This window comes from Pseudonocardia oceani (assembly GCF_019263585.2).
GTDB lineage: Bacteria > Actinomycetota > Actinomycetes > Mycobacteriales > Pseudonocardiaceae > Pseudonocardia > Pseudonocardia oceani.
Genome location: NZ_JADQDF010000001.1, coordinates 2,438,281 through 2,463,882, shown reverse-complemented (window position 1 = coordinate 2,463,882; position 25,602 = coordinate 2,438,281). Strand labels below are relative to the sequence as shown.

Annotated in this window: 27 protein-coding genes; 24 read left to right on the top strand and 3 right to left on the bottom strand. The window is 72.3% G+C overall.

What is annotated here, in order from left to right:
* Nucleotides 1-799: 799 nt before the first annotated feature.
* Nucleotides 800-1,000 (bottom strand): hypothetical protein, encoded by a 201-nt coding sequence (locus I4I82_RS12290; RefSeq protein WP_218593813.1) that lies wholly within the window; start codon nucleotides 998-1,000, stop codon nucleotides 800-802.
* Between the two features lie 216 nt (nucleotides 1,001-1,216).
* Here I4I82_RS12290 and I4I82_RS12285 point away from each other — a divergent pair, with 216 nt between their 5' ends.
* Together I4I82_RS12285 and I4I82_RS12280 are read left to right on the top strand one after the other, a co-directional pair.
* A complete protein-coding gene (locus tag I4I82_RS12285; RefSeq protein ID WP_218595711.1) occupies nucleotides 1,217-3,937 on the top strand; it encodes an ATP-binding protein in 2,721 nt (906 codons plus the stop codon).
* Nucleotides 3,938-3,958: 21 nt separating this feature from the next.
* Nucleotides 3,959-4,351, top strand: coding sequence for a hypothetical protein (locus I4I82_RS12280; RefSeq protein WP_218595710.1), 393 nt, complete (start codon nucleotides 3,959-3,961; stop codon nucleotides 4,349-4,351).
* A 14-nt stretch (nucleotides 4,352-4,365) separates the two neighbouring features.
* Here the strand turns inward: I4I82_RS12280 and I4I82_RS12275 are convergent, their stop codons facing one another.
* Nucleotides 4,366-4,572 (bottom strand): heavy-metal-associated domain-containing protein, encoded by a 207-nt coding sequence (locus I4I82_RS12275; protein ID WP_218595163.1) that lies wholly within the window; start codon nucleotides 4,570-4,572, stop codon nucleotides 4,366-4,368.
* 156 nt (nucleotides 4,573-4,728) lie between these two features.
* Between I4I82_RS12275 and I4I82_RS12270 the strand changes: the two genes are divergently transcribed.
* The 18 genes from I4I82_RS12270 to I4I82_RS12185 all read left to right on the top strand — a co-directional run bounded on the left by I4I82_RS12270 (nucleotide 4,729) and on the right by I4I82_RS12185 (nucleotide 21,200).
* Nucleotides 4,729-6,159, top strand: coding sequence for an MFS transporter (locus tag I4I82_RS12270; RefSeq protein WP_225920585.1), 1,431 nt, complete (start codon nucleotides 4,729-4,731; stop codon nucleotides 6,157-6,159).
* A 15-nt stretch (nucleotides 6,160-6,174) separates the two neighbouring features.
* A complete protein-coding gene (locus tag I4I82_RS12265; protein ID WP_218595161.1) occupies nucleotides 6,175-6,663 on the top strand; it encodes a universal stress protein in 489 nt (162 codons plus the stop codon).
* 182 nt (nucleotides 6,664-6,845) lie between these two features.
* The gene (locus I4I82_RS12260) at nucleotides 6,846-7,274 is read left to right on the top strand and encodes a carboxymuconolactone decarboxylase family protein (protein ID WP_225920584.1); all 429 of its coding nucleotides are present in this window, start codon (nucleotides 6,846-6,848) and stop codon (nucleotides 7,272-7,274) included.
* 104 nt (nucleotides 7,275-7,378) lie between these two features.
* Nucleotides 7,379-7,660, top strand: a complete 282-nt coding sequence (locus tag I4I82_RS12255) for a metal-sensitive transcriptional regulator (RefSeq protein WP_218595159.1) — start codon at nucleotides 7,379-7,381, stop codon at nucleotides 7,658-7,660.
* 17 nt (nucleotides 7,661-7,677) lie between these two features.
* A complete protein-coding gene (locus tag I4I82_RS12250; protein ID WP_218595707.1) occupies nucleotides 7,678-7,884 on the top strand; it encodes a heavy-metal-associated domain-containing protein in 207 nt (68 codons plus the stop codon).
* A gap of 23 nt (nucleotides 7,885-7,907) precedes the next feature.
* Nucleotides 7,908-8,876, top strand: a complete 969-nt coding sequence (locus I4I82_RS12245; RefSeq protein WP_218595157.1) for a DUF8832 domain-containing protein — start codon at nucleotides 7,908-7,910, stop codon at nucleotides 8,874-8,876.
* 20 nt (nucleotides 8,877-8,896) lie between these two features.
* Nucleotides 8,897-11,170, top strand: coding sequence for a heavy metal translocating P-type ATPase (locus tag I4I82_RS12240; protein WP_218595706.1), 2,274 nt, complete (start codon nucleotides 8,897-8,899; stop codon nucleotides 11,168-11,170).
* 147 nt (nucleotides 11,171-11,317) lie between these two features.
* Entirely contained in the window at nucleotides 11,318-11,668 is a 351-nt protein-coding gene (locus tag I4I82_RS12235) for an NADH-quinone oxidoreductase subunit A (RefSeq protein WP_218589723.1), read from the top strand.
* Nucleotides 11,659-12,708 (top strand): hypothetical protein, encoded by a 1,050-nt coding sequence (locus I4I82_RS12230; RefSeq protein WP_226370006.1) that lies wholly within the window; start codon nucleotides 11,659-11,661, stop codon nucleotides 12,706-12,708. The genes I4I82_RS12235 and I4I82_RS12230 overlap by 10 nt, the downstream gene beginning before the upstream one ends.
* The gene (locus I4I82_RS12225; RefSeq protein ID WP_218589721.1) at nucleotides 12,701-13,651 is read left to right on the top strand and encodes a complex I subunit 1 family protein; all 951 of its coding nucleotides are present in this window, start codon (nucleotides 12,701-12,703) and stop codon (nucleotides 13,649-13,651) included. The genes I4I82_RS12230 and I4I82_RS12225 overlap by 8 nt, the downstream gene beginning before the upstream one ends.
* The gene (locus I4I82_RS12220; protein ID WP_218589720.1) at nucleotides 13,652-14,212 is read left to right on the top strand and encodes an NADH-quinone oxidoreductase subunit J; all 561 of its coding nucleotides are present in this window, start codon (nucleotides 13,652-13,654) and stop codon (nucleotides 14,210-14,212) included.
* Nucleotides 14,209-14,514: an NADH-quinone oxidoreductase subunit NuoK gene (gene nuoK / locus I4I82_RS12215; protein ID WP_218589719.1), complete on the top strand. Its 306-nt coding sequence runs from the start codon at nucleotides 14,209-14,211 to the stop codon at nucleotides 14,512-14,514. Before I4I82_RS12220 ends, nuoK begins: the two co-directional genes overlap by 4 nt.
* 5 nt (nucleotides 14,515-14,519) lie before the next feature.
* Nucleotides 14,520-16,346, top strand: coding sequence for an NADH-quinone oxidoreductase subunit 5 family protein (locus tag I4I82_RS12210; protein ID WP_226370005.1), 1,827 nt, complete (start codon nucleotides 14,520-14,522; stop codon nucleotides 16,344-16,346).
* A gap of 3 nt (nucleotides 16,347-16,349) precedes the next feature.
* Nucleotides 16,350-17,858: a complex I subunit 4 family protein gene (locus tag I4I82_RS12205; protein ID WP_218589718.1), complete on the top strand. Its 1,509-nt coding sequence runs from the start codon at nucleotides 16,350-16,352 to the stop codon at nucleotides 17,856-17,858.
* Complete coding sequence (locus I4I82_RS12200; protein ID WP_225920583.1) at nucleotides 17,855-19,297, top strand: NADH-quinone oxidoreductase subunit N; 1,443 nt, start codon at nucleotides 17,855-17,857, stop codon at nucleotides 19,295-19,297. The genes I4I82_RS12205 and I4I82_RS12200 overlap by 4 nt, the downstream gene beginning before the upstream one ends.
* A 184-nt stretch (nucleotides 19,298-19,481) precedes the next feature.
* On the top strand, nucleotides 19,482-19,904 hold the full coding sequence (locus I4I82_RS12195; RefSeq protein WP_218589717.1) for a DUF6153 family protein: 423 nt from the start codon (nucleotides 19,482-19,484) through the stop codon (nucleotides 19,902-19,904).
* A gap of 55 nt (nucleotides 19,905-19,959) precedes the next feature.
* Complete coding sequence (locus tag I4I82_RS12190; RefSeq protein WP_218589716.1) at nucleotides 19,960-20,601, top strand: DUF305 domain-containing protein; 642 nt, start codon at nucleotides 19,960-19,962, stop codon at nucleotides 20,599-20,601.
* A 68-nt stretch (nucleotides 20,602-20,669) separates the two neighbouring features.
* Nucleotides 20,670-21,200, top strand: coding sequence for a beta propeller repeat protein (locus I4I82_RS12185; protein WP_218589715.1), 531 nt, complete (start codon nucleotides 20,670-20,672; stop codon nucleotides 21,198-21,200).
* A 214-nt stretch (nucleotides 21,201-21,414) separates the two neighbouring features.
* On the opposite strand, the gene I4I82_RS12180 is transcribed toward I4I82_RS12185, so the two are convergent.
* Nucleotides 21,415-22,500, bottom strand: a complete 1,086-nt coding sequence (locus I4I82_RS12180; RefSeq protein WP_218589714.1) for a VldE C-terminal domain-containing protein — start codon at nucleotides 22,498-22,500, stop codon at nucleotides 21,415-21,417.
* Between the two features lie 407 nt (nucleotides 22,501-22,907).
* On the opposite strand from I4I82_RS12180, the gene I4I82_RS12175 reads away from it, so the two are divergent.
* The 4 genes from I4I82_RS12175 to I4I82_RS12160 all read left to right on the top strand — a co-directional run bounded on the left by I4I82_RS12175 (nucleotide 22,908) and on the right by I4I82_RS12160 (nucleotide 25,569).
* The gene (locus I4I82_RS12175; protein WP_218589713.1) at nucleotides 22,908-23,213 is read left to right on the top strand and encodes a hypothetical protein; all 306 of its coding nucleotides are present in this window, start codon (nucleotides 22,908-22,910) and stop codon (nucleotides 23,211-23,213) included.
* Nucleotides 23,214-23,268: 55 nt separating this feature from the next.
* The gene (locus I4I82_RS12170; protein WP_218589712.1) at nucleotides 23,269-23,658 is read left to right on the top strand and encodes an MmcQ/YjbR family DNA-binding protein; all 390 of its coding nucleotides are present in this window, start codon (nucleotides 23,269-23,271) and stop codon (nucleotides 23,656-23,658) included.
* 76 nt (nucleotides 23,659-23,734) lie between these two features.
* A complete protein-coding gene (locus I4I82_RS12165; protein WP_218589711.1) occupies nucleotides 23,735-24,781 on the top strand; it encodes a 2,5-dihydroxypyridine 5,6-dioxygenase NicX family protein in 1,047 nt (348 codons plus the stop codon).
* A complete protein-coding gene (locus tag I4I82_RS12160) occupies nucleotides 24,778-25,569 on the top strand; it encodes an aspartate racemase/maleate isomerase family protein (protein ID WP_218589710.1) in 792 nt (263 codons plus the stop codon). The genes I4I82_RS12165 and I4I82_RS12160 overlap by 4 nt, the downstream gene beginning before the upstream one ends.
* The last annotated feature ends 33 nt before the right edge of the window (nucleotides 25,570-25,602 follow it).

Sequence of the window (25,602 nt, the reverse complement as noted above, 5' to 3'; positions counted from 1 at the left end):
GCCCGAACCTGCTGCAGGACGCCGTGGACGAGGTGTGCGACGCGCACCGAGGTGCGGGATCCCCTTAGCCGAGGGGAGGCGGACACGCGGCGTCGTCACCGCGAGCGCACCCCGGCACTTCCTGGTCGCCCAGGCGAGCCATAACTCGACGAGGCACTCGGCGCCCGGATCGTGGCGGTGCCGGTCGGCGCGGTCGTGAGCTACGACCCGATCTGGAGCCGGTTCGGCGCTGGGAGAGGCGATGCTCCTGCCATCGTGACGACGACTGGCCCTGCATCCACTGTGGACCGAATGTCATGGCGTCTGTCAATGAAGTCCCATTATTGACGGACAGCCCAGCCAGAGAGGCCAGCGCCTGCGCATGCTCAGCGGGTGTGGAACAGCCGCGGATGTCGTTGGCCTCGATCTTTTAATCCGCGGGTTCGGGGTTCGATCCCCCGGGGGCCCACCGCTTCTGGGCAGTGGCATGTGGTCGGCCCTGTTGCAGCAGCGCCTGCCGATGCCACTGTCGTTGGGTGCAATGCGAAGTGTGGCCCGGACCAGCACGAAGTCGCGTCGCCCGCGGGGGCACATCCGCCGGCGCGGCGGCTCCTACCAGGTGCTCGTCTACGCCGGCGTTGATCCGTTGACCGGCAAACCTGAGGCATTCGCGCCGCAACGAGGCCTCCACCGCCGACGCGATCGGCGGGCTTCGCGGGCGACCGGGGACTGGCACGACCGACTGTCTCGTTGAGCGGCGATCTGCGCGATCAGCATGCCGAGGGCGTGGCTGGCGCTGGCCGAGCCTCGTGAGCGCCGATCAGCTTGCCGGGGAGTAGGGCAGCTGCGGCCGCCCGGTCTGATCGGTGACGACCGCGCCCGCGAGCCACCGGCATGTCAGGACGATGCCACCGGCACACCAGTCTGTGCTTCCTCGCGCCGCCACCGCGTCGAACTCGGCCCGGGACACCAGCACGTTCTCGACAGGTACCTGGGCGAGATCGGCTGTGGCCACCTCCACGGGACGAGGATGGCAGCCGGCCCCGACAGGACGCGCAACTGGGAGCAAGCGTCAGATGTGCTCCTAGCCGTGGTCGGCGAGCGCCCTGCTCACCAGCCCTGACGCGGACAGGACGTCCGATGGCTCATCTGCACAGGAACCCCACCCGGAGAACGCGCTGTGGTTGTCGTTCGGACGGCGCTCCGGCAGGATCTGCCGCGCAGAGGAGGGGTGACGGTGGGGGGCATCGATTTCCGGCTCCTCGGTCCTCTGGAGGTCCGCGTCCGTGGTGAGTCGGTGCGGGTGCCCGGTGCGGCCGAGCGGGCGCTGCTGGCGCTGCTACTGCTGGCAGGGCGGCACGCCGTACCCGCGACGACGCTCGTCGACCAGCTCTGGGGGTCCGCGGAACTTCCCGTTGATCCGATGAACGCCCTGCAACTGCGGGTGTCGAAGCTGCGCCGGTCCCTGTCGGCCCACGGCGAAGACGTCGTCGTGCGTGACGGTGTCGGGTACCGGATGGACGTCGATCCGGACGCGGTGGACGTGCAGCGGTTCGTCGGAGCCGTGCGCCGGGGACGGGCACTCGCGAGGGTCCGGGAGGCGACCGGTGCGGTACGCGCACTGGGCGAGTACGACGCCGCGTTCCGTCTGTGGCGGGGTGACCCGCTCATCGATTTCGTGACGCACGAGTGGGCGGCGATCGAGGCGACGAGGCTCTCGCAGATGCGGCTCGCCGCCTTGGCTGAACGGGCCGAGATCGGTCTCGGCATCGGTCGGCACGGCGAGGTCATAGCCGATCTCGGTCCTTTGGTGGCGTCGGAGCCGACGCAGGAACGACTCGTCGGTCTGCTCATCACGGCGCTGTACCGCGACGGCCGACAGACCGAGGCGCTCGAGGTCTTCGCCCGGACCCGGGCGGTGCTGGACGATGAGCTCGGCCTGGAGCCGTCCGCGGAACTGCGCGCGCTGCACCAGCGCGTCCTGCGCCAGGATCCGCGACTCGATCCGGCGCCGGCAAGCGCTGAGGCCGCTGCTTCCTCCCAGCCAGCAGGCAACATCCCGGCCGAGGTCACGCCCCTTGTCGGTCGAGCCGACGAGCTCTCCTCGATGGGTGAGCTCCTCGGCTCGACGCGGTTGCTGACGCTGGTGGGGCCGGGTGGTGCAGGGAAGACGGCGCTGTCGCTCGCGCTGGCTCGGAGCCGGACGTCGGCGTACCCGGGCGGCGCGTCGGTGGTGGGGTTGGCCGCGGTGACCGCCGATGGTGACGTGGTCCTGGCGGTGGCGGACGCGCTCGGCGTGCCGCTGGACGGAGCGGCGCACGGATCGCAGGCGAGCACGCGGCTCGTGTCCTACCTCGCGCGGCGTGAGCTGCTGCTGGTGCTGGACAACTGCGAGCACGTCATCGATGCCGCTGCCCGGCTCGCCGTCGAGATACTCGCGGGCTGTCCGCGCGTGACGATCATGGCCACCAGTCGAGAGGCTCTCGCTGTCCCGGGCGAGGTGCAGGTGACGGTGGCCCCGCTGGCCGTCCCACCGGTCGGGACCGCGCCGGAACGGGTGCTGAGCTACCCGGCGGCCGAGCTGTTCGTGCAGCGCGCGGCGGCCGTCCGCCGCGGGTTCCGACTCGACGACAGTGATCTCGTCGCGGTGGCCCGGGTGGTGACCGCGCTGGACGGGATGCCGCTCGCTCTGGAGCTGGCTGCCGCGCGGGCGTCGTCGCTGTCGCCCACCGAGCTCGCCGACCGGCTGGCCGACCGCTTCGCGCTGCTGCGAGGTGGGGCCCGCACGGCCGATGCGCGGCACCGGGCGCTGCGGGCGACCGTCGATTGGAGCCACACCTTGCTGACCGGACCGGAGCAGGTCCTGTTCCGCCGGATGGCCGTGTTCCACGGTGGGTGGACCCTGGACGCCGCCGAGGCGGTCGCCGCCGGCCCCGGGGTCGAACGGAACCAGGTGCTCGACCTGCTGGGTCGGCTCGTCGACCAGTCCATGGTCATCGCAGAGCCCGGGCTCCCGACCCGCTACCGCATGCTGCAGACGCTGCAGCAGTACGCGGACGAGCAGCTCGAGACAGCCGGCGAGCGCGACGACGTCGCTGCTCGGCACGCCGGCTGGTTCAGAGAGCTCGCCGAGACCGCCGAGGACTCGCTGCGCGGACGGGGCCAGCGCCTGACACTGCGGCGGTTGCGTACCGAGCAGTCGAACCTGCGCGCGGCGTTGGCCTGGCTCGGGGCCGACCCGTCCCGGCTGGAGGAAAGGCTCCTTCTGGCCGGCGCGCTGGGCTGGTTCTGGCACCTGGGGCGGCACATCGAGGGCCGGGCCATCCTGCGCGGGCTCCCGGGAGAGGGCGGGTCACCGGCCGCCCGGGCGCGGGCGCTGCAAGCCGTGTCGCTGGTGGAGCGGCCTCGGGCCTGCCTGGTGCATCCGAGTTCGCGGTGCGAGGAGGCAGCGCGGACGAGCCTTGCCCTGTTCTCGGAGATCGGGGACGCGAGGCGGGCGGCGGTGTCGCGCGTCCTGCTCGCCGTGCAGGGTGTGACGGGCGTCGACCCGGACGGCTCCGAGCGGCTGCTGGAGGAGGCCGAGCAGCAGTTCAGCCGCGACGACGACGTATGGGGGCGCGCCGTTGTGGCGTTCGTCCGGCTGGAGACCTTCCTCAAGGCCGGTGACGAGGACCGGGCCCTCCCCGCAGGGCGGGCGGCCGCGGATGCGTTTCGCGCGCTCGACGATCCGTGGGGCCTGTCCGCGGTGCTGTACCACCTGGGGTGGGGTCTGCGGCAGCTCGGGCGGTACACCGAGGCGGTCCCGGTCCTGGAAGAGGCCATCGCCGTCGCGGCCTCGGCGGATCTGCACAACACGGTGCAGTGGGCGCTCGCCGACCTCGGCATCGCTCACGTGCACCTCGGCCATCCCGGGTCCGCTCGGCGGTGCTTCGACCGGGCGCGCTCGGCGTCGGAGTAGGTCGGTGACGGGGCGGGCGAGGTGCTCGCCGCCTTCGGGTACGCCGTGCTGTCCAGCACGGCGGGGGAATGGGGGGCGGCTCGAGCCGGGTTCGCGGACGCCCTCGCCGGGTTCAGCGCGCTCGGTACGCCCCTCCCCGCTGGACTCGCCCTCGCGGGTCTCGCCCGGTGCGACGAGGAGGACGGGCTGGTCGACGCGGCGGAGGACCGTTACCAGCAGGTTCTGCGCGCGGGTGAGGACACGGGCGAACCCGATCTGACCGCCAGAGCGCTGGAGGGACGTGCTCGCATCGCGGCGACGCGCGGAGACACCCTGCGGGCCGCGACGTTGTCGGCCCGTGCCGCGGCGGTCCGGGCCGAGGCGCACCGGCCGTTGCCGCCGCACGAGAGGGCCGAGGCCGCCCGCACTCCCTGAACCGGGGAACGTGGTCAGGGAAGCGCGCTGGCCGGGAAACCGGCCTCCCGCAACGCGACGACCACCTCCGCGACGGTCATCGTTCCCCTCAGCGTGACGATGCCGGCAGCGGCGTCCGCGGTGATCGTCTCGACTCCGGGGACGTCGCAGAGGTGCCGGCTGACCGCGCGCACGCAGTGCCGGCACGACATGGCCGGTACCGAGACCCGCAGCGTCTGCATGGCGACTCCATCGCTTCCGTGACCGTCACGAGCGTGGGGGCCGGTGCTGTCCGGGTGCTGTCCGGCGTGGACAGCGCGCCCCGCCGTGGGACAGCACGGGGACAGACCGGGCACGCACTCTCCGTCGCGTCAGATCCCTTCACCTTGGAGCGCTCGATGGACGCGACCACCACTTCCACACCCCTCCGACGGCGATGGGGTCTCCTCCTCATCGCCACCGCACAGTTCATGGTCATCATGGATACGTCGATCATCGGGGTCGCCCTGCCGAAGATGCAGGCAGACCTCGGCTTCACCCCCGAGGGCCTGTCCTGGGTGTTCAACGCCTACGTCGTCGCGTTCGGTGGGCTGCTGCTGCTCGGCGGGCGCCTGTCGGACCTGTTCGGCGCGCGGCGGATCTTCGCCATCGGCTGGCTCACCCTGCTCGTCGGGTCCGTCGTGGCCGGCGCCGCGGGCAGTGCCGGCTGGGAGCTCCTCGGGCGCGCCGTGCAGGGCGCGGGCGCCGCGCTGATCGCGCCCGCGGCCCTCACGCTACTGATGATGATCTTCGGGTCCGAGCCCCGCGAGCTGACGAAGGCACTCGCGCTGTACGGCGCCGCCGCCCCGGCCGGCGGGACCGCCGGGGTGTTCCTCGGCGGCGTCATCACCGAGTACGTCAGCTGGCCGTGGGTGTTCTACCTCAACGTCCCGATCGCGCTGCTCGTGCTCGCGGCCGCCCCGGCCCTGATGCCCGCGGGCGGCCGACGGAGCGGCGCTGTCGACGTCGCCGGTGCCGTGACCGTCACCGCCGGTCTCGCCCTGGCCGTGTTCGGGATCGTGCAGGCGCCGGAGACGGGGTGGGCGTCCGCGACGACGCTGGTCACGCTCGGCGGCGCCGCGCTGCTGCTCGCGCTGTTCGTCGCCATCCAGAGCCGCCGCGCAGAACCGCTGATGCGGCTGGGCATCTTCCGGGCGCCGAACCTCGCCGCAGCCAACGTTGCGCAGCTCCTGCTCGGGGCGGCCTGGATCCCCATGTGGTTCTTCCTGAACCTCTACCTGCAGCAGGTCCTGGGATACACAGCGTTCCCGAGCGGAGCGGCGCTGCTGCCCATGACGATCGTGATCATGCTCGGGATGATCGTCCTGGCACCGCGGCTGATCGCCCGCTTCGGCCCCAGGACGCTCACGGTCAGCGGGCTCGCGGTGCTCGCCGCCGGCATGGCCTGGCTCGCGATGATCCGACCCGACGGCAGCTTCCCGGTCGACGTCCTGCCGGCCTCGATCGTCGCCGCGCTGGGCATGTCGATGGCCTTCATCCCCACGCTGGGCACCGCGCTGTCCGCGGCGCGCCCCGAGGAGGGCGGGCTGGCGGCGGGGATCGTCAACACCAGCTACCAGGTCGGGTCCGCGCTCGGGCTGGCCGCGATCACCGCGCTGGCCACGAGCCAGGGCGCGGGCCGGCTCGGTGACCTGACCGCCCTGACCGACGGTTACTCGGCCGCGTTCATTGGAGCCGCCGTGCTGGCCGCGGCCGGCGCCGTCCTGGCCGCCGTCCCCCTGCGCACCTCCCGCCCCGCCAGCCAGTCCCAGCCGGCAACGACCGCCTGAGCGAAGGAAACCATCATGCACACCACCCATCCCGTCCTCATCGCCTATGACGGATCGCCCGACGCCCGCGCGGCGGTCAAGGTCGCCGGGCACCTCTTCCCCGGCGCGCCGGCTGTCGTCCTCTACGCCCGCGAACCGCTCGAGGCCGTTGCCGCCCACCTCGAGAACCACCCGGCGATCGAGGAGTTGCGCGCCGACGACGCCCGCACACTCGACGGCTCGGAACGGGTCGCTGACGAGGGTGCCCGGGAGGCCAGGGCCGCCGGGCTCGACGCCGCACCGCGGGTCGCAGCCATCGGGCAGACCGCTGCCGAGGCGATCGTGGAGGCCGCCGACGCCGTTGACGCCTCCGCGATCGTGCTCGGCTCCCGCGGTCGCCGCGGGCTGCGGGCCGCCGTCCTCGGCAGCACCTCGACCACGGTCCTGCACCACGGCCACCGCCCGACCCTCGTGGTCCCGCCCGCCGGCGTCACCGGCGCTCCGCGCTCGGTTCGGACGAGCTGACGCCGGCCCGCCGCGCCGGTCGCCACCCGGCGCGGCGGTCGGCCCCCGATCCCCTCTCACGGAAGGCCACCCCCATGCCCCGCCTACGTCCCCTGGATCCCGACACCGCACCCGCCGCTTCAGCCCGGCTCCTCGGCGAGATCATCAACCGGCACGGTGACGCCGGACTCATGGTCCGAACCATGGCCCACTCCCCGGCCCTGCTCCAGGGCTACCTCGAGCTCTCCCGCGCGATGAAGCGGGCTGCCGTCCCGCGCCCGCTCGGTGAGAAGATCTCACTCGCCCTGCAGGAGTGGATCGCCTGCGAACTGTGCCTCGCTGCGCACACCGCCGCCGCGCGCGCGGTCGGCCTCAGCGGGAACGACATCGCGCTCGCCCGGGAGGGCACGGCGATCGACGCCCGCGAGGCGGCCCTCATCACCTACGCCGTGCGGGTGCTCACCGAACCCGACTCCCTGCGCGACACCGACATCGCCGAGCTGCGCGGGCACGGCTGGAGCGACCGCGTCCTCGCCGACGTCATCGGCCTCGTCGCGCTCAACCAGCTGACCGGCTCGTTCAACCTCGTTGCCGGTCTGAACCCGGCCGAACCCTCCTCCGGCGCGGCGTGACGGCGAGGACCCCCGATGGACACCGGTCACCAGCGTCCTACGTGAATCATTCGGGTACCATACCCCCCTATGGTATACTCAACGAGCCGGCGGAAGGAGTGGCCATGAACGGCTACGCGCAGGACAAGGACGCCTACCTCAAGCGCATGCGGCGCATCGAGGGCCAGGTGCGCGGCATCGCCAAGATGATCGAGGACGACAAGTACTGCATCGATGTGCTGACGCAGGTGTCAGCCACCACCAAGGCGCTGGAGGCCGTGGCACTGGGTCTGCTCGATGAGCACCTCAAGCACTGCGTCACCCAGGCCGCGGCTGAAGGCGGCGACGTCGCGAACCAGAAGGTGGCCGAGGCGAGCGCCGCCATCGCCCGCCTCGTGAAGTCCTGAGACAAGGAAGAGAACTGATGAGCCAGAGCACCTACACCGTGACGGGAATGACCTGCGACCACTGCGTCGCCTCGGTCACCGAGGAGATCGGTGAGATCGACGGCGTGCAGGACGTGGTCGTGGACCTGGCATCCGGCGCCGTGACAGTCACCAGCACCGAGCCCCTTGACGACGAGCGCGTCCGCGCCGCCGTCGAGGAGGCCGGCTACAAGCTCGCGAGCTAGCGGGCTCGACCCGAGGATGTGACATGAACACCACAGCGAAGCTGTCCGCCTACGGTGCGGCGCTCGTCCTGCTCGCAGGAGCAGGCTGGGCGACCGGATCCGCTGTCGGTCCCCTCGCCACCGCATCCGCCGCTTCAAGCGGCGAGAACGGCACGATGTCCGGCATGGCGCCCGCGGGCGCCGAGGAAGCCGGACACGGGGACGCACACAGCGGCACCGTCGCGGACGCCGCGACCGACCAGCCCGGCGGATTGGCGTCCAGCGCGGGGGGCTACACCCTCACCCCCGCCGACGTGACGCTCACCCCGGGCACGACGCAAGACCTGACCTTCCGCATCACCGGCCCGGACGGGACCGCCGTCACGGCGTTCGACGTCGAGCACGAGAAGCGGATGCACCTGATCCTGGTGCGCCGCGACACGGCCGGCTTCCAGCACCTCCACCCGGAGATGTCCCCGGACGGCACCTGGACGGCCCCGACGACGGTCGACACCGCCGGGTCCTACCGCGCGTTCGCCGACTTCGTCCCCACCGGTGGCGCGGCCACAACCCTCGGAGTGGATCTCGTGGCGGCCGGAACGTTCGAGCCGGTCGTCCACGCGCCGAGTCGCGTCGCGCAGGTCGACGGTTACTCCGTCGAACTGGCGGGCGACCTGGTCCCGGGACAGTCCTCACCCGTGACCCTCACGGTCAGCAAGGACGGCGTTCCCGTCAGCGACCTGCAGCCCTACCTCGGTGCCTACGGACACCTGGTCGCGCTGCGGCAGGGGGACCTGGCATACCTGCACGTGCACCCCGAGGCCGGCCCGGCCGGACCGCAGATCCCGTTCGTCGCCGAGGTGCCCAGCGCCGGCACCTACCGGCTGTTCCTGGACTTCCGGCACGGCGGTGCCGTGCGCACCGCGGAGTTCACCGTTTCGACCACAGGTGCCGCACCTGTCGTCGCGCCCGCCCCGACGGACGCGCACGGCGAGCCCGGCCACGGCCACTGATCGCGAGAGGAGACCGCACCATGAGCACGTTCACGTCGGCGCCCGAGGGCGCCGCACCCACGACACCGGTCACCGAGATCGAGCTGGCCATCGCCGGGATGACCTGCGCCTCCTGCGCCAACCGGATCGAGCGCAAGCTCAACAAGATCGACGGCGTGACCGCATCCGTCAACTACGCCACAGAAAAGGCCCGGGTGCAGGCCCCCGAGGGCGTCGACCCCGAGACGCTGGTCGCGCAGGTCGAGGCGGCGGGCTACACCGCCGTCCTACCTCGTCCGCCCGCCTCCGGCGACGGTGACGCCGCCGTCGACGAGGTCGACGCGACACGTCCCCTGCGCGACCGCTTGATCACCAGCGCGGCCCTGGCCGTTCCGGTGATCGCACTGGCCATGGTCCCGGCGTGGCAGTTCACCTACTGGCAGTGGATCTCGCTGACGCTCGCTGCACCCGTCGTGACCTGGGCGGCGTGGCCGTTCCACCGCGCGGCCTGGGCGAACCTGCGCCACGGTGCCGCGACCATGGACACGCTCGTGTCGATGGGCGTGCTCGCCGCCTTCGCGTGGTCGCTGTGGGCGCTGCTGTTCGGTACCGCCGGGGTGCCGGGGATGGTGCACCCCTTCGAGCTCACCGTCGCCCCGTCGGACGGGGCGGGCAACATCTACCTCGAGGTCGCCGCGGGAGTCACCACCTTCATCCTCGCCGGCCGGTACTTCGAGGCACGGTCGAAGCGGCAGGCCGGTGCAGCGCTGCGCGCTCTGCTGGAACTCGGCGCGAAGGAGGTCGCGGTCCTGCGCAACGGTGTCGAGCTCCGGATCCCCACCGCTCAACTGGCAGTCGGCGACAGGTTCGTCGTACGGCCGGGCGAGAAGATCGCCACCGACGGCGTCATCGAGCAGGGCTCGTCGGCCGTGGACGCCTCGATGCTGACCGGCGAGTCCGTGCCGGTCGAGGTCGTCCCGGGCGACGTGGTCACCGGAGCCACCGTGAACGCCGGCGGCCGGCTGGTCGTGCGGGCCACCCGCATCGGTACCGACACGCAGCTCGCGCAGATGGCCAAGCTCGTCGAGGACGCGCAGAGCGGCAAAGCCGATGTGCAGCGCCTCGCCGACCGCGTCTCGGGGGTCTTCGTACCGATCGTCATCGCGTTGGCCGCCACGACGCTCGGCTTCTGGCTGGGCGCGGGCGTCGGGACCGCCGCGGCGTTCACGGCCGCGGTGGCGGTGCTGATCATCGCCTGCCCCTGCGCGCTGGGGCTCGCGACGCCGACCGCGCTGCTCGTCGGCACCGGCCGCGGCGCCCAGCTCGGGATCCTGATCAAGGGTCCCGAGGTGCTGGAGTCCACCCGCCGAGTGGACACCGTCGTGCTGGACAAGACGGGCACGGTCACCACCGGGCGGATGGCGCTCGTCGACGTGCACGTGGTCGAGGGCGAGAACCCTGACGAACTGTTGCGGCTCGCAGGCGCGCTCGAGGACGCCTCCGAGCACCCGATCGCGTCGGCGATCGCCCGGGGCGCCCGGGAGCGCCTCGGCGACCTGCCACCCGCGGAGGAGTTCTCCAACATCGAGGGCCTCGGCGTGCAGGGCGTCGTCGAGGGGCACGCGGTCCTGGCCGGCCGCACGGCGCTCCTGGAGCAGTGGAGCCAGCCGCTGCCCGACGCGCTGGCCGTTCACAAGGCCGCCGCGGAGGACCAGGGGCGCACCGCGATCGCGGTGGCCGTCGACGGCACGGCACGGGCGGTGCTCGTCGTCGCCGATACGGTCAAACCGACCTCGGCCGAGGCGATCGCGCAGCTCCGGGCGCTCGGGCTGACCCCCGTCCTGCTCACCGGGGACAACACCGCCGTCGCACGCAGCGTCGCGTCGGAGGTCGGCATCACCGAGGTGATCGCCGAGGTGCTGCCCGCCGACAAGCTCGAGGTGATCAAGAGGCTGCAGAGCGAGGGCAAGGTCGTCGCGATGGTCGGCGACGGCGTCAACGACGCCGCCGCGCTCGCCCAGGCCGACCTCGGTCTGGCCATGGGCACCGGCACCGACGTCGCCATCGAGGCGAGCGACATCACTCTGGTGCGCGGGGACCTGAGGTCGGTGCCCGACGCGATCCGGCTGTCCCGTCGCACGCTGGGCACGATCAAGGGCAACCTGTTCTGGGCGTTCGCCTACAACGTGGCCGCTCTGCCGCTGGCCGCGGCCGGGCTGCTGAACCCGATGATCGCCGGCGCAGCGATGGCGTTCAGCTCCGTCTTCGTCGTGGCCAACAGCCTGCGCCTGCGCGGTTTCACCGCTCGGACCTGAGTCGGCAGCGCGGGTGGCACCGGTTCGGTCATCGAGCCGGCGCCATCCGGGCGGCCCCGTCAGGTTCTTCTCGGCCGCTCGGGGTAGCCACACCCCTGGCCGACACGATCAACTGACCGTCCCCCACACCCCCCGAGGAGCGGTGACATGACGCAGTTCGGTCCGGTCCTGGCCCTGCTCGGCGTATCGGTCGCCCTGGTCCTCGCGGGCTACGGGCTGTCAAGGCTCCTTGCGGTCGCCCGGATCGCCGCAGACGTGCCGCCGTTCTCCGGGGGCCTTCCCGCGACCGAGCACGCCGTGTCCCGGTTCCACGTCCGCTGGTACCCCGTGACGCTGGTGTTCCTCGCCTTCGACATGGAGATGCTCTTCATGTACCCGTGGACACTGGTCGTCTCCCGCGTCGGTGTCGCGTCCGTGATCGAGATGTTCCTCTTCCTCGCCATCCTGCTCGCCGGCGTGCTCTACGCCTGGCGTGAGGGAGCACTGCGATGGACCTGACCGCCGTGCTGCTGCGCCTCGGAGCCGCCCGCCCGCACGTCCTGCTCGTACCCGTACCCGGCGCGATGGACGTCCGGCTCGCCATCGAGGCGGAGCTGACCCACCGGGGCTGGCCGCTCGCCACGAGCCCGGCTGATGCCGACCTGCTGGTCGTCGCGGGCTCGGCCGGGCCGCAACTGGCCGCAGTGGTGGAGCGCACCTGGGCGGCCGTGCCGGCCCCCCGCGCGCGAACCGAGATCAGCACCCCGTCTCGCGCGGTGTCTGCACTCGACGTCGCGGCTGCACTGCTGCGGAATCACGCCCACCAGCGTGCGCAGTCATCGGAACCGCACGACCTCGCGACGGTGAAGGAAGCCGAGCACGGCGGTGAGCACGGCGGTGAGCACGGCGGTGAGCACGGCGGCCATCACCATCACGGCGGGGGGATGGACATGCCGGGTGGCCTGCCGATGGCCGACCTGGGGGAGGACCGGGACGGGCTGACCCTGGACCGGCTCCATGTGCCGCTCGGGCCTGTGCTCCCGGATTGGCCCGCCGGACTGGTGCTGCGCGTGACGCTGCAGGGCGACGTCATCCAGCAGGCGCACGCCGAGGTCCTGGACCAGGGCGATCAGCCGGCAGCGGAAGACCCGGGTGACAGCGGTCGCGACGCGGTACGAGAGCTCGACGCGCTCGCGCGGCTGCTCGCCGTCGCCGGGTGGGCGGACCCCGCGGCGCAGGCCCGCAGGCTGCGCGACGAGCTGCACGCCGGTGGCCCGGCGGAGCGGGTCACGGACCGGACCGTCGCGCTGCTGGCGCAGGTACGCCGGTCCCGGACGCTGCGCCGGCTGGTGCGCGGCGTACCGGCCGGCCCCACCGACCTCGCCACTCTGGTCGATCGGCGCCTGGCCGCCGCCGGCGCCGCAGTGCGCGGTGTACCGGGCCCCGCGCCGGCGGTGGTGGAGGACCTCGCCGAGATGGTGGTCGGGGCCGAGCTGGCTGCTGCCCGCCTGATCGTCGCCGCGCTGGATCCGGTCACGGGCCCGGTGCGTCATGAGTGACTCCGCCGGAGTTCTCCCGGTCTGGTCGGTGCTGCTGCTCCCACTGCTGCTGGGTGTCGCCACCTGGGTCGCTGTGGCGTTCGACGCCGCGCTGACCGCCCGCGCCGCCGGGAGCCCCCGCGGGCTCGGCTCAGCCGTGCTGACCCCGGTGCGCGAGACCGCGCGCCTGCTCGTCGGGCAGCGGCGCCGCACCGTCGCCGCCGACACGGTCCTCGGGCGCACGGGTGCAGCCGTGCTCCCGGTGGCCGCACTGCTCGCGGCGGCGGTCCTGCCGTGGGGGCGGCTCGCGGTCGCGGACCTCGACGTCGGGGTCGTGTGGTTCAACGCCATGGAGGTGGTGGCGTGGGCGGCGGTGTGGATGGTCGGGTGGGGCTCGAACAGCGCGCTGTCGCTGGTGGGCGGCTACCGGTTCGTCGTGCAGGGCCTGGCCTACGAGCTGCCCCACATGTTCGCGATCATCACCGTCGCACTGGCGGCCGAGAGCCTGCGGGTCAGCGACATCGTCGAGGCCCAGCAGGATCTCTGGTTCGTCGTTCTCATGCCCGTGGCGTTCGGCGCCTACCTCCTCTCCGCTGCGGCCATGGCGTTCTGGGGGCCCTTCGACGCGCCCGTGCACCGGGACCTGGGCGGGGGAGCGGTGGCCGAGCTGTCCGGGATCGACCGGCTCGTGTTCGCCGGTGGGCGCTGGCTGCTGCTGGTGGTGGCGGCGGCGATGGCGGTGCCGCTGTTCCTCGGCGGTGGCGCCGGCCCGTGGCTGCCCGCGTGGCTGTGGACGGGCCTCAAGACCGCCGCGGTGCTGGCCCTGCTGATCTGGATGCGGCGGCGGGTCCCGACCTTGCGGATGGACCGCTGGACCGAGATCGCGTGGGTCGTGCTGATCCCGTTGACGATCGCCCAGGCGCTGGTCGTCGCGGTGGTCGTGCTGCAGCGAGGGGGGATGTAGGTGTCGTCGATCGTCCTGTTCTGGGTGCTGGCCATCGCCGCGCTGGTCTTCGGCGCACTGGTGTTCCGCCTGGACTCGATGGCCCAGGTGACGTTCGCGCTGCTCGCGTCGTTCCTCGCCGTGGCCGGCCTGGTGCTCTTGCTGGGTCTGAGCTACCTGGGTGTGGTGATCGTGCTGATGATGATCATCGAGATGGTGGTCATGGCCGTGTTCATGATCATGTACATGATGAACCCGGCCGGCCTGATGCCCATGTCGATGTTCCACAACACGAAGGGCTCCGCCGTCATAGCAGCGGTCGTGTTCGTAGCCCTGGCCGCCGGGATCCTGCTCGTCGACTGGCCGACGCGGCAGGGGGAGCCCGCCCAGGATCTGACCCTCGCCCTGGGCGAGGCGCTCATGGGCGGGCAGATGCTGACGATGATGACCCTGGGCGTGACATTGTTCGCCACGATCGTCGCGACCGTCGTGCTCTCGACCCGCCGCGGTCGCTACGACCGGTTCGGCGACGACCTGGACCGCTCGCCCGCCGACGACCCGGCCGGTGGGGGTGTCGGATGAACCTCGAGCTGTTCCTGCTCCTGGCTGCCGGCCTGTTCGCGATCGGGCTGTTCGGCGCGCTGTCGCAGATGTCGATCGTCATGATCATGATGGGGCTCGAGCTGATGCTCAACGGCGTCATCGTCGCCACGGCCGCGTTCTGGTACTACGTCGCGCCCGGCGGCACCGACGGGCAGGTGCTGATCGTCGTGGTGATCACGGCGATGGCGATCGAGATGGCTGCCGGGTTCGCGGTGGCCACCGCGATCTACCGCTCCCGGCAGGTCGACATGACCGACGACGCCGCGGACCTGAAGGGCTGACGCCGGTGCTGCTGTGGGCTCTCGTCACCGTCCCGCTGCTCGGCGGTGCGCTCCTCACCGTGACGGGCCCTCGCCTCGACCGGGCCTCCGCCGGCATCGGTGTGCTGTTCGGCGTTGCCGTACTCGCACTCGCCGTGCCGGTCGCCGTCGTCCGGCCCGCCGTCGACGCCCCACTGCTCGTCGGCATCCGGGCGGGTCTGGCCGTGGACGGTCTCTCGGCCCTGATGGTCGTGACGGTCGCCGTCGTGACCCTTGCCGTGCTGGTGTTCGCCGCCGGGGAGTCGGACCTGCGCACCGCGCGCTTCGTCGGGTTCGTCCTGCTGTTCGCGGGCGCGATGCTGGTGACGGTGACCGCGACGACGCTGGTCGTGCTGCTCATGGCGTGGGAGGTGATGGGGGCGACCAGCTGGGTGCTGATCGGTTACCGCTGGCGCGAGCCCGCGTCCGTCGACGCGGCGCACACCGCTCTTCTGACCACCCGCCTGGCCGATCTGGGCCTCTACGTCGCCGCCGGTGCCGCGCTCGCCGGCGGGGTCGGGTCGCTGGCGCTGGCCGAGCTGCCCGCGGCCTCCGGTCCATGGCTGCACGTCGTCACGGCCGGGGTGGTGCTCGCCGCGCTGGGCAAGTCGGCACAGCTGCCGTTCTCGTTCTGGCTGTCCGGGGCGATGCGGGGCCCGAGCCCGGTCTCGGCCCTGCTGCACTCGGCGACGATGGTCGCGGCCGGGGCCTACCTGCTGCTGCGGCTGGTACCGCTGCTCGAACGCAGTGGATGGGCCTCGCCGATGGTGGCGTGGGTCGGAGCTGCCACGGCCGTTCTCCTGGGCCTGGTCGCGGTGGCCCAGACCGACCTCAAGCAGTTGCTCGCGGCGTCGACCTGCGCGCAGATCGGCTTCATGGTCCTGGCCGCCGGCTCCGGCGCCGTCGCCGGCGGTGCCGTTCAGCTGGTCGCCCACGCCGCGACCAAGAGCCTGCTGTTCCTCGCGGCGGGGGCCTGGCTGGTGGCCCTGGGCACCAAGCAGCTCGACGGGCTCCGCGGGGCCGCGCGCCGGTTCCCGCTCGTCGGGGTCGCCTTCACGATCGGTGCGGCCTCGCTGGCCGGGCTACCGCCGCTGTCCCTGTGGGTCGGCAAGGACGCCGTGCTCGCCGCGGCACTCGAGCAGAGCGTCGTGCTCTACGCCGTCGGACTCCTCGCCGCCGCGGTGTCCGCGGTCTACAGCGCCAAGGCGGTGTGGTTCGTGTGGCAGCCCTCCACCGAGATCGTCGCCGGCGGCTCGCCGCCCGTCGAGCAGGAGCCGGTCGGCGCGGTGAGCGGGGCCTTCGCCCCGCCGCTGGTCGTGCTCGCCGTGCTCGCGACGGTGCTCGGCGTTCTTCCGCTCGTGCTGTCGGGCGCGCTGGCCGTCGCGCCGGCGCCGCAGGTGTGGGAGCTGGTCGTGTCCGCGTCGATCGCCGTCGTCGCGGTGCTGTCTACCTGGCGGTCGGCCTCGCGGTTGCCCTCGTCCCGCTCACTGGTGGGTTGGCTGGGGATGGGACGGGCGGCGCACGCCGTGGTCGTCCGCCCGGTGCTCGTCCTCGCGGCGGCGCTGGCCCGCTTCGACGACCGCGTCCTCGACCGCGCCGTGGACGGTGCGGGCCGCGCGACCGTGGCCGTGGCGCGGAGCCTCGACCGGCGGGGCGAGCTGTCGGTCGACGGGGCCGTGCGCGCCGTTGCGGCGGGGACGCGCCGCCTCGGACGGCTGGCGCGGCGCCCCCAGACCGGGCAGGTCCACCAGTACTACGCCCAGGCCGTCGTCGCCCTCATGGTGCTGGCCGTTCTCGTCATCGTGGTGGGGTAGCAGATGTTGTCGCTGATCGTGTTCCTGCCCGTAGCGCTCGCCGCAGTCCTGCTCCTGGTGCCCGGCACCGCGCCGCCGCGCGTGTTCGTCGGCGCCTGGATCGGCGTCAGCGTCCTCGAACTCGTCCTCATCGCCGCGGTCTGGCTCGCGCTCCCGACCGGTGGCGGGTTCGCCTTCGAGCAGCGCGTGCCGTGGATCCCCAGCGTGGGGATCTCCTACCACGTCGGGGTGGACGGACTGTCCCTCCCGCTGGTCGCGCTGACGGCCGTGCTGTTCGGGGCCTGCGCCGTGTTCGCGCTGCGGGAGACGCGGCGGACCAAGGCCTACGTGACGCTGTTCCTGGGGCTGCAGACCGTCTGCCTCGGGCTGTTCGTCGCGCTGGACCTGATCCTGTTCTTCCTGTTCTTCGACCTGTCGATCGTCGCGATGTACTTCCTCATCGCGGGCTGGGGCCACGGGGACCGGGCTCGCGCCGCAGCGCTGAAGTTCTTCCTCTACACCTTCCTCGGCTCGCTCGCGCTGCTGCTCGGGTTCATCCTGCTCTACCTCGTCGCCGAACCGAGGACCTTCGACATCGTCGACCTGATCGCCGCGGACCCGCTCGCAGGAGGTGGTCCGTACGCCTCACTGGCCCTGCTCGCGATCGCGCTGGGCCTGGCGGTGAAGACCCCGACGGTGCCCTTCCACACGTGGTTGCCGCCCGCGCACACCGAGGCGCCCGCGACCGGCTCGGCGATCCTCGCCGGGGTGCTGCTGAAGATGGGCACCTACGGCTTCGTGCGCATCGCGATGCCGATCCTGCCCGACACCTGGCGGCAGTACGCCCTGGTCGCGGTCATCGTCGGGGCGGTGTCGGTGATCTACGGAGCGCTACTCGCACTGGCCCAGACCGATCTCAAGCGCATGATCGCCTACACCTCGGTCAACCACATGGGCTACGTCGTCCTCGCCGTCGGTGCCGCGGGGATGCTGGCCGGCACCGACGAGCAGGCCCGGCAGCGGGCCACCACCGGGGCGGTGACCCAGATGGTCAGCCACGGGCTGATCACCGCGGCGCTGTTCCTGCTCGCCGGAGTGCTGCACGACCGCGGCGGCACCTACGACATGCGCGCCTACTCCGGCCTCGCGGCGCGGACCCCGAGTTTCGCCGCTGCGTTCGCGGTCGCCGCCTTCGCCTCACTGGGGCTGCCCGGCTTCTCCGGGTTCATCGCCGAGTTCCAGATCTTCACCGGCGCCCTGCCAGCCGCACCGGGGCCGACGGTCGTGGCCGCCACCGGGATCGTCATCACCGCCGGGCTGTTCCTGCTCGCCCTGCAGAGGCTCTTCCTCGGGCCGCTGCGCCTGCCCGACGCACCTGGGACACCACGCGCGTTCGCTGATCTGCGACCCAGCGAAACCGCAGCCGTCGTTCCGCTCCTCGTGCTGGCCACGGTGATCGGGGTCCTGCCGCGCTTCCTGCTCGATGTGATCGAGCCGGCGTCGCGCACCCTGGTGGAGCTCGTGGCGCGATGACCGGCGGCGCGATGACGATGAACGAGAACCCCGGCGCGCTGGTGCCGGAGCTGCTGCTGCTCGCCGCCGCGGTCGTCGGGCTGCTGCTGGGCGCGTGGCTCCCACGGCGCCGGCAGTACGCCGTGCGGCTCCTCGCCGCGGCGGCCGCCGTCGCCGGGCTCGCCGCCACCGCCGCCGCGGCCCGGGAGCCCGACCAGGTCGTGTTCGGCACCAGCTACGCGATCGACGGCATCACCCACGCCGCCCGCGCGATCGTGCTCGTGGCCCTGCTGATCGCGCTGGCGCTGTCGGCGGACGCGACCCGGGGACACCGGCGCGAGACCGAGTTCGTGGTGCTGCTCCTGCTCGGGTCGCTCGGCACGATCGTGCTGGGCGGAGCCAACGACCTGCTGCTGCTGTTCGCGGCATTCCTGCTGGCCAGCGTGCCCCTGTACGCACTCGCGGGGTGGGACGCCCGCGCGCTGTCCACCGAGGCCGCGATGAAGTACTACCTGTCCGGCGCATTCCTCGGCGTCGCGATGCTGACGGGCACCGCGATCCTCTACGGCGTCGCCCGCACCACGGCCTACAGCGCGATGCGTGACGGTCTTGCCGGTGCCGATACGGCCGTCGTCGCGGTCGGGGTGGTCGCCCTGCTGGGCGGCCTGCTGTTCAAGGCGGGCGCCGTCCCGGTGCACTTCTGGGTCCCCGACGTCACCGCCGGCACACCACCCGCGGTCGCGGCGATCGTCAGCACCATCCCGAAGATCGGTGCGCTGGTCGCGGTCTACCGGTTGCTGCTCGTCGCCGTGCCACCCGAGGCCGTCGACGCGACCCTGCTGGTGGCCGTCGTGGCCGCCGCGTCGATGACGCTGGGCAACCTCGCCGCGTTCTTCCAGACCTCGGTGCAGCGTCTGCTCGGCTACTCGACCATCAGCCAGGTCGGCTACCTGCTCATGGCGGTCGCCGTGGCAGGCCGGTCCGAGCTGGCCCAGCCCGCCCTCCTCCTCTACCTCGCGGCCTACGCGATCACCAACCTGGGTGCCTTCGCCGTCGTCGCCGCGCTGCCGGCGTACACCGAGCTCGACGACTACCGTGGAGCGGCGCGGCGACATCCCCTGCTCGTCGCCGCACTCATCGTCTGCCTGCTCGGACTCGTCGGCACCCCGCCCACCGCCGTGTTCCTCGGGAAGCTCACCGTCTTCACCGCGGCCGTCGAGGGTGGTCTGGGCTGGCTCGCCGTCCTCGCCGTGGTCAACACCGTCGCCAGCGTCTTCTACTACCTGCGCTGGATCGCGCCGGCCTTCCGCGACGCGGACGTGGACCGCGTCGCCGCACCACCGATCTCGCTCGGCTCGGCGCGCACCGCCTACCTGGCGTCGGTCGTGTCGCTCGGTCTCGGTCTCGGCGGGGGCGTCCTGCTGCCGCTGCTCTCCGGGCCGCCTGCGATGGCGCCGTGAACAGCCGGTGTGGCCTGTTCGTGCTGCTCGTCCCCATGATCCTCTCGGTCCTCGAGCCTCGGCTTCACAGGGCTGAGGCGTGGGGCGGGGCGTCCGACGCCCGGGCGGTCCGGAGCCGCTGAGGGCGACGGCCAGGAACGGGTGACCCCTGCGAAGATCGGCGACGATCGCTAGGGTCGTGCCCGTGCACTCTCGAGCCGGCACACCGCGTGTGAGCGGCTGGCTGCTCGCACTCGCCGTGGCCGGGCTCGTCCTGGGTCTGATCGGGATGCACCACGTCCTGCTCACGGGCACCACGCCACAGGTGGCGGTCGTCGAGCCCGTGTCGGTGATGACCGAGCCGGCCGGGTCGGAGCCCGGACATGGTTCCGCGGCCGGCGCTCCGGTGTCGGACCGTCACGCCGACCACCTCGCGGATCTGCTCCACCTGTGCCTCGCGGTGCTGTTCGGGGCGCTCGTGGTCGTGATCGCGCTGTTCCTCCTCCGAGGCGGCGGGGACGGACCGTCCCACATCGTGGGTATGACGTGGTCGAGCGCGGGAGGCTCGCGAGCCCCTCCGCCGACCGTTCCCCGCCGGCTCGCCCTGCTCTGCGTGCTGAGGACGTGAGGTCACCGATCACTCGGTAGACCCCGTTCACCCACGTACGGAGACCACAACACACATGAAGATCACGAAGCTGACGTCTGCCCTGACCGGGGCCGCGGTCGTCGGTCTCGCCCTCGCGGGCTGCGCCGCCGGCACGGACACCACGACGCCCGGTGCAGCGTCCTCGAGCTCCACCGGCGTCGAGCAGACCACCGCGCACAACGAGGCGGACGTGTCGTTCGCGCAGGGCATGACCGTGCACCACCAGCAGGCCGTCGAGATGGCGGAACTGGCGGCGACCCGTTCGCGGAACCCCCAGGTGATCGACCTGGCCGCGCGGATCGGCGCCGCGCAGGGGCCGGAGATCGAGACTCTGAACTCGTGGCTGGAGGAGTGGGGAGCCGACGTGCCCTCCGCCGACACGGGCGGCGGCATGGGCGGCATGGACCATGGCGGCACGGGCGCCATGGGCGGCATGGGCGGCATGGGCGGGATGATGACGCCCGAGCAGATGACCCGGTTGGAGCAGGCCTCGGGCCCGGCGTTCGACCGCATGTTCCTGGAGATGATGACCGAGCACCACACCGGAGCGGTCGAGATGGCCCGGACCGAGCTCGCCGAGGGATCGGACCCGAGGGCGACCGGCCTCGCGCAGACGATCATCGACACCCAGCAGGCCGAGATCGACGAGATGGCTCAGCTGCTCACGCAGATCTGAGTGTTCGCTACGGGCGCCCATGCCGGGCGCCCGTAGCGCCGATCCGCCCTGGCCCGACCCGGAGAACCGTGCGTTCCCTGCTGCCCCCCGCGATCCTCGCCGGCCCGGCCGTGTCCGCCTGCTCGGTGCACGCCGGCCCTGCCGCTCCCGCCGCTCCCGCCGTCCTGGGACACGTACACGGGCTGGAGCAGGATCCTGCCGACGGAACCGTCTACGTCGCGACCCATTCCGGTGTTCTCTCCGTCGGCGCCGAGGGCGCCAGGCGCGTCGGCACCGGGAAACAGGACATCATGGGCTTCACGCTGGCAGGCCCCGGCTCCTTCTACGGCAGCGGGCACCCGGGTCCGAACGAACCGGGGCCACCGCAGCTCGGACTCATCCGCAGCGACGACGCCGTACGAAAGTGGCAGCCGCTCTCCCTACAGGGTGCAGCCGACCTGCACGCGCTATCCGTGAGCGGACAGGTGGTCCACGGATGGGACTCGGTCTCCGGTGCACTGCTGCGCAGCGAGGACGGCGGAATCACGTGGACCAGCGGCGCCGTGGCCGACATCGCGGACCTGGACATCGACCGTGCGATTACCACCGCGTCGTGGTGACCACTGGGGCGGGTTGCGGATGAGCTCGGACGGTGGGCGGACGCTGGAGTGGCAGGCGATCGGTGGGAGCGAGCCGGCGAGCTCCCCGGACCGGCCCAGGCCTTCACCGTCGTCGACGGCGCCCAGTTCCTCGCCGCGACGCACGATGCGGTGCTGGCGACGGAGGACGCCGGGCGGGGCTGGCAGGTACTCGCTCCCGCTGGAATGAGGGGCGTCAGCGCAGGAAGCTGACGTGGATGTGGTCGTAATGTCCACCGACCGCGTCCAAGGGGTCGTAGACGCCGCCGCCGGTGTAGCGACGGCCCCAACCGTCGACGTCGTCGTCGCCGGGCGCCCAGATCCGGCCCTGCCAGATGACGTAGGACACTCCGAGAGCCTCGGCGTTGGTCCGGAACCAGCCGGCCACGCGCCACCCGTTGTCGACCTCCACGCCGGTCGCGAACCTACCGCCCTGACCGGGGAACAGATCGCATCCCTTGCCCAGCGGATGATCGCTGGTGGAGTTGCCGGGCCGCTGCGCGAAGCAACCCGTGGAACGGATCAGGGTCCCGTTGCGCAGCCCACCGAAAGCTCCCTCCGCCTGGGCCAACGCGTACCGCGTCGTCGGCGTGACGCAGCCCGCGGTGGTCGGATCGTCCTCGGTGCATCCGCTCGCGGCACCTTGCAGCGCGGCCACCGATCCTTCCGGCGCGCATCCGTACGTCGCTCCACGGACCCCGGTCGCGGTGCCCACCGCGGCCAGGATGTCGGCGGCGGTCTGCTCCCACTTCGCGTAGGCCAGGGGGAACGCGGAGCGCTGGACGGTCTGCGCGGCCTGCCACAACGGCATGTCCGCCCAACCCGGGACCGCGACGAGGCGCCGGTAGAACTGGGTCGACGCGTAGCGGGGGTCGCGAACCTCCGCCGGACTGCCCCAACCCTGTGACGGCCGCTGTTGGAACAGCCCCAGTGAGTCCCGGTCACCGTAGTCGAGGTTCCTGAGCCCGGACTCCTGCAACGCAGTGCCCAACGCCACCCACAGCCCGCGCTCCGGGACGTTCAGTTCACGACCGGTCGCGACGATCACCGCCGCGTTGGCCAGCTGCTCTTGCCCGACGGCTGCTTCGCCCGCCGCCTCGATGGGCACCGCGGAGGAGTCGGGCACGCAACCACCTGGACGGCCTGGGGGAGTCAGCAACGCGGTCATGGCGAAGAAGAGGGCGACGCCGGCCACGGCGAGCAGCGTGACGACGACACCCAGGACGACGATCCGCCGCCCCAGCCTCCGCATCGCGACGGTGGCGTGCTCGAAGCCGTTCACGACCCGGCCGTTCCTCCGGGTGATGCGACTGCGGTGCGCGGAGTCGAGGTGCAGGCTGCCATCGGTGCAAAGCCTGACACGGCCGGTCCATCCCTGCAGCGAAAGGTGCTCGCCGGTTCTCGGAACCGTCCGCCGATCCGAGCACGGGGACGAGGGCGGCGGCCCGGCCGGGTAGTGCTCCCAGCAAGGCGGTGGCAGCGGCCATCTCGGCGAGGGCCGGTACGCCGCGAGTGCATACATCGTCGCGCGGTCGAGCAGCTGGTAGCCGAGGTGTCCGCGAACTGCCCGGCGCCGAACAGGGCTGCGGCGGGCCGGTGGCGCGGCGGCACCCACGACGTGATCGGGCGGCTGCGGGTTGCATCTGACGCAGGCGCGTGGACTGCTGGTGACCGACCGTCAACCGTCAGGTGTCAACTGATGCGGCCGTCTGCGGCGTCCTCGCCGCCGCGGTGGCCCTCGCCGATCCGACGCTCGTCGTCCTCGGCGGCACCTGGGGCTCCGAGCCCGCCGTCCTCGACGCCGTCGCCGCCGCGTTCGCGCAGCTCCCGCGCCACGTCCCGGTCCGGCCCGCCCAGCTGGCCGACGCCCCCTCGCTGACCGGTGCCCGGGCCCACGCCCTGCACGAACTGCGCACGGTCATCACCACCGCGGCGCCGGGGCGAGCCGCCCCGCTCGGACGCGTGACTCCGGGACGACGCACCGACGACCGATGACTCCCGCTCCGCCCCTGCGTCTTCCTGGCACAGGCAATCACGGGGGTGCATCTTGGTGGACGACAACAGGCGCGGCGCGAGGGTCGAGGACCTCCGGCCGCTGGGTGCCGGGCTGGAGCGCTCGTACGAGGTGCACGTGCGCGGGCGGCTGAAGTTCCGCGTCGGGCAGATCGTGTACGCGGCGTTCTCGCTCGAGGGGGCCGTGCTGGGCTTCGCGTTCCCGAAGGAGGAGCGGGAGGCGCTCGTCGCGGGCGATCCGCAGCGGTTCCACCTGCCGTCGACGTCGGACCTGCGGTTCAACTGGGTCCACGCGACCCTCGCCGCGCTGGACCCGGTCGAGGCCCGCGAGCTCGTCGTGGACGCCTGGCGCATGGTCGTGCCGAAGAAGCTGTCGCGGGCCTACGACCTCACCCATCCCGGAGGTCCGGGCGCGCGAGCCCGTTGAGTCGGACGAAGACCGTTCGCCAAAACTGTTGCGTACTCGGATAATACGTGCTCGGATGGTAGGGGAGGTGGTCGCGATGGACCAGAACCTGTTCAACGACATCTGCCTGGAGCAGCTGCGCCTGTCGGGCGTGCACGAGGGTGAGACGGTCGTCGTCCTGACCAGGGGCGGCGAGCGGGCGGAGTACGCGGATGCGTTCCTGTGGGCGGCGCAGAAGCTGGGCGCGGCGGCGTACCACATGCGCCTCCCCTCGCCGGTCAGCGCCGCCGGCGCCTGGGCGGTGGGGGACTCGGGGCTCGGGTCGCTGCCGCTGGCCGTCGAGGCGCTCCAGGCCGTCGACATGGTGGTGGACTGCACGTTCCTGCTGTTCAGCAAGGAGCAGTTCGCGATCCAGGACGCCGGGACCCGGATCCTGACCGCGGTGGAGCCCCCGGAGCTGCTGGCCCGGCTGATGCCGACCACCGAGCTGCGCGAGCGCGTCGAGATCGGCGCCGAACTGCTCGCGAAAGCGCAGACGATGCGGATCACCAGCCCGCACGGCACCGACGTCACCTACCGCCTGGGCGTCTACCCGACGATGAGCGAGTACGGCTACACCGACCAGCCCGGCCGCTGGGACCACTGGCCCGCCGCGTTCGTGTTCACCGGCGGCGCCGACGACGGCGTCGACGGGAAGATCGTCCTGGCCCCCGGTGACGTGCTGCTGCCGTTCAACTCCTACGTCCGGACCCCCGTCGAGATCACCGTCGAGGCCGGGTTCATCCGCGACATCCGCGGCGGCGCCGGCTCCACCGGCCTGGACGCGGACCTGCTGCGCTCCTACATCGAGAGCTTCGCCGACCCCCGCGGCTACGGCATGTCCCACGTCGGCTGGGGCCTGGACGAGCGCGCCCACTGGCACGGCCTGACCCAGTTCGGCGGGGGCATGGGCATGGAGCTGCGCAGCTTCTACGGCAACGTCATGTTCTCCATCGGCCCCAACAACGAGCTCGGCGGGCCCAACGACACCGCCTGCCACTTCGACATCCCGATGCGCGGCAACAGCCTTCTCCTCGACGACGAGCTGATCGTCGACGCCGGCGAGCTCACCGTCCCGGAGATGCGCCCGGCGGCGAAGCGATGACGGGACAGGCGGGGACCGACCACCATATCGGGATGATCGTCCCGAGCTCGAACCTCACGATGGAGACCGAGCTGCCGCGGATGCTGCGCGCCCGGGAGGGGGCCGACCCGGGCGACCGGTTCGTCTTCCACGCCGCCCGCGCACGGATGCAGCACGTCACCCCCGAGCAGCTGCGCGCGATGAACGCCCAGGCCGACCGGGCCGCCGCCGAGCTCGCCGACGCCCGCCCCGACGTCGTGGCCACCGCCTGCCTGGTGGCGATCATGGCGCAGGGACCGGGGTTCCACTGCACCGCCGAGGACTCGATCACCGCGGTGCTCCGCGCCGAGGGCTCGCACGCCCCGGTCGTCTCCAGCGCGGGCGCCCTGCTCTCGGGCATCGCGGCACTCGGGGCGAAGCGGGTCGCGCTGATCACCCCGTACATGCAGCCCCTGACGCAGGCGGTCGTGGACTACCTGCAGGACGCCGGCGTGCAGGTCGTGGACTCCCTGTCGCTGGAGGTGCCCGACAACCTCGCGGTCGCCCGGCTCGACCCGGCCGACCTGCGCGAGCACTGGCGCAAGCTCGACCTCACCGGCGCCGACGCCCTCGTGCTCTCGGCCTGCGTGCAGATGCCCTCGCTCGCCGCGGTCGAGGCGGTGCAGCGGGACTGCGGCCTGCCGGTGCTGTCGGCGGCCACGGCGACGACGTTCCGGATCCTGTCCGAGCTCGGGCTGGCGACGAACGTGCCGGGTGCGGGGGAGCTGCTGTCGGGCCGGTACACCGACCCCGCCCGCGCGGCGGCCTGACGGAACGGCGAACGGCCCCGCACCGGGGGGTGC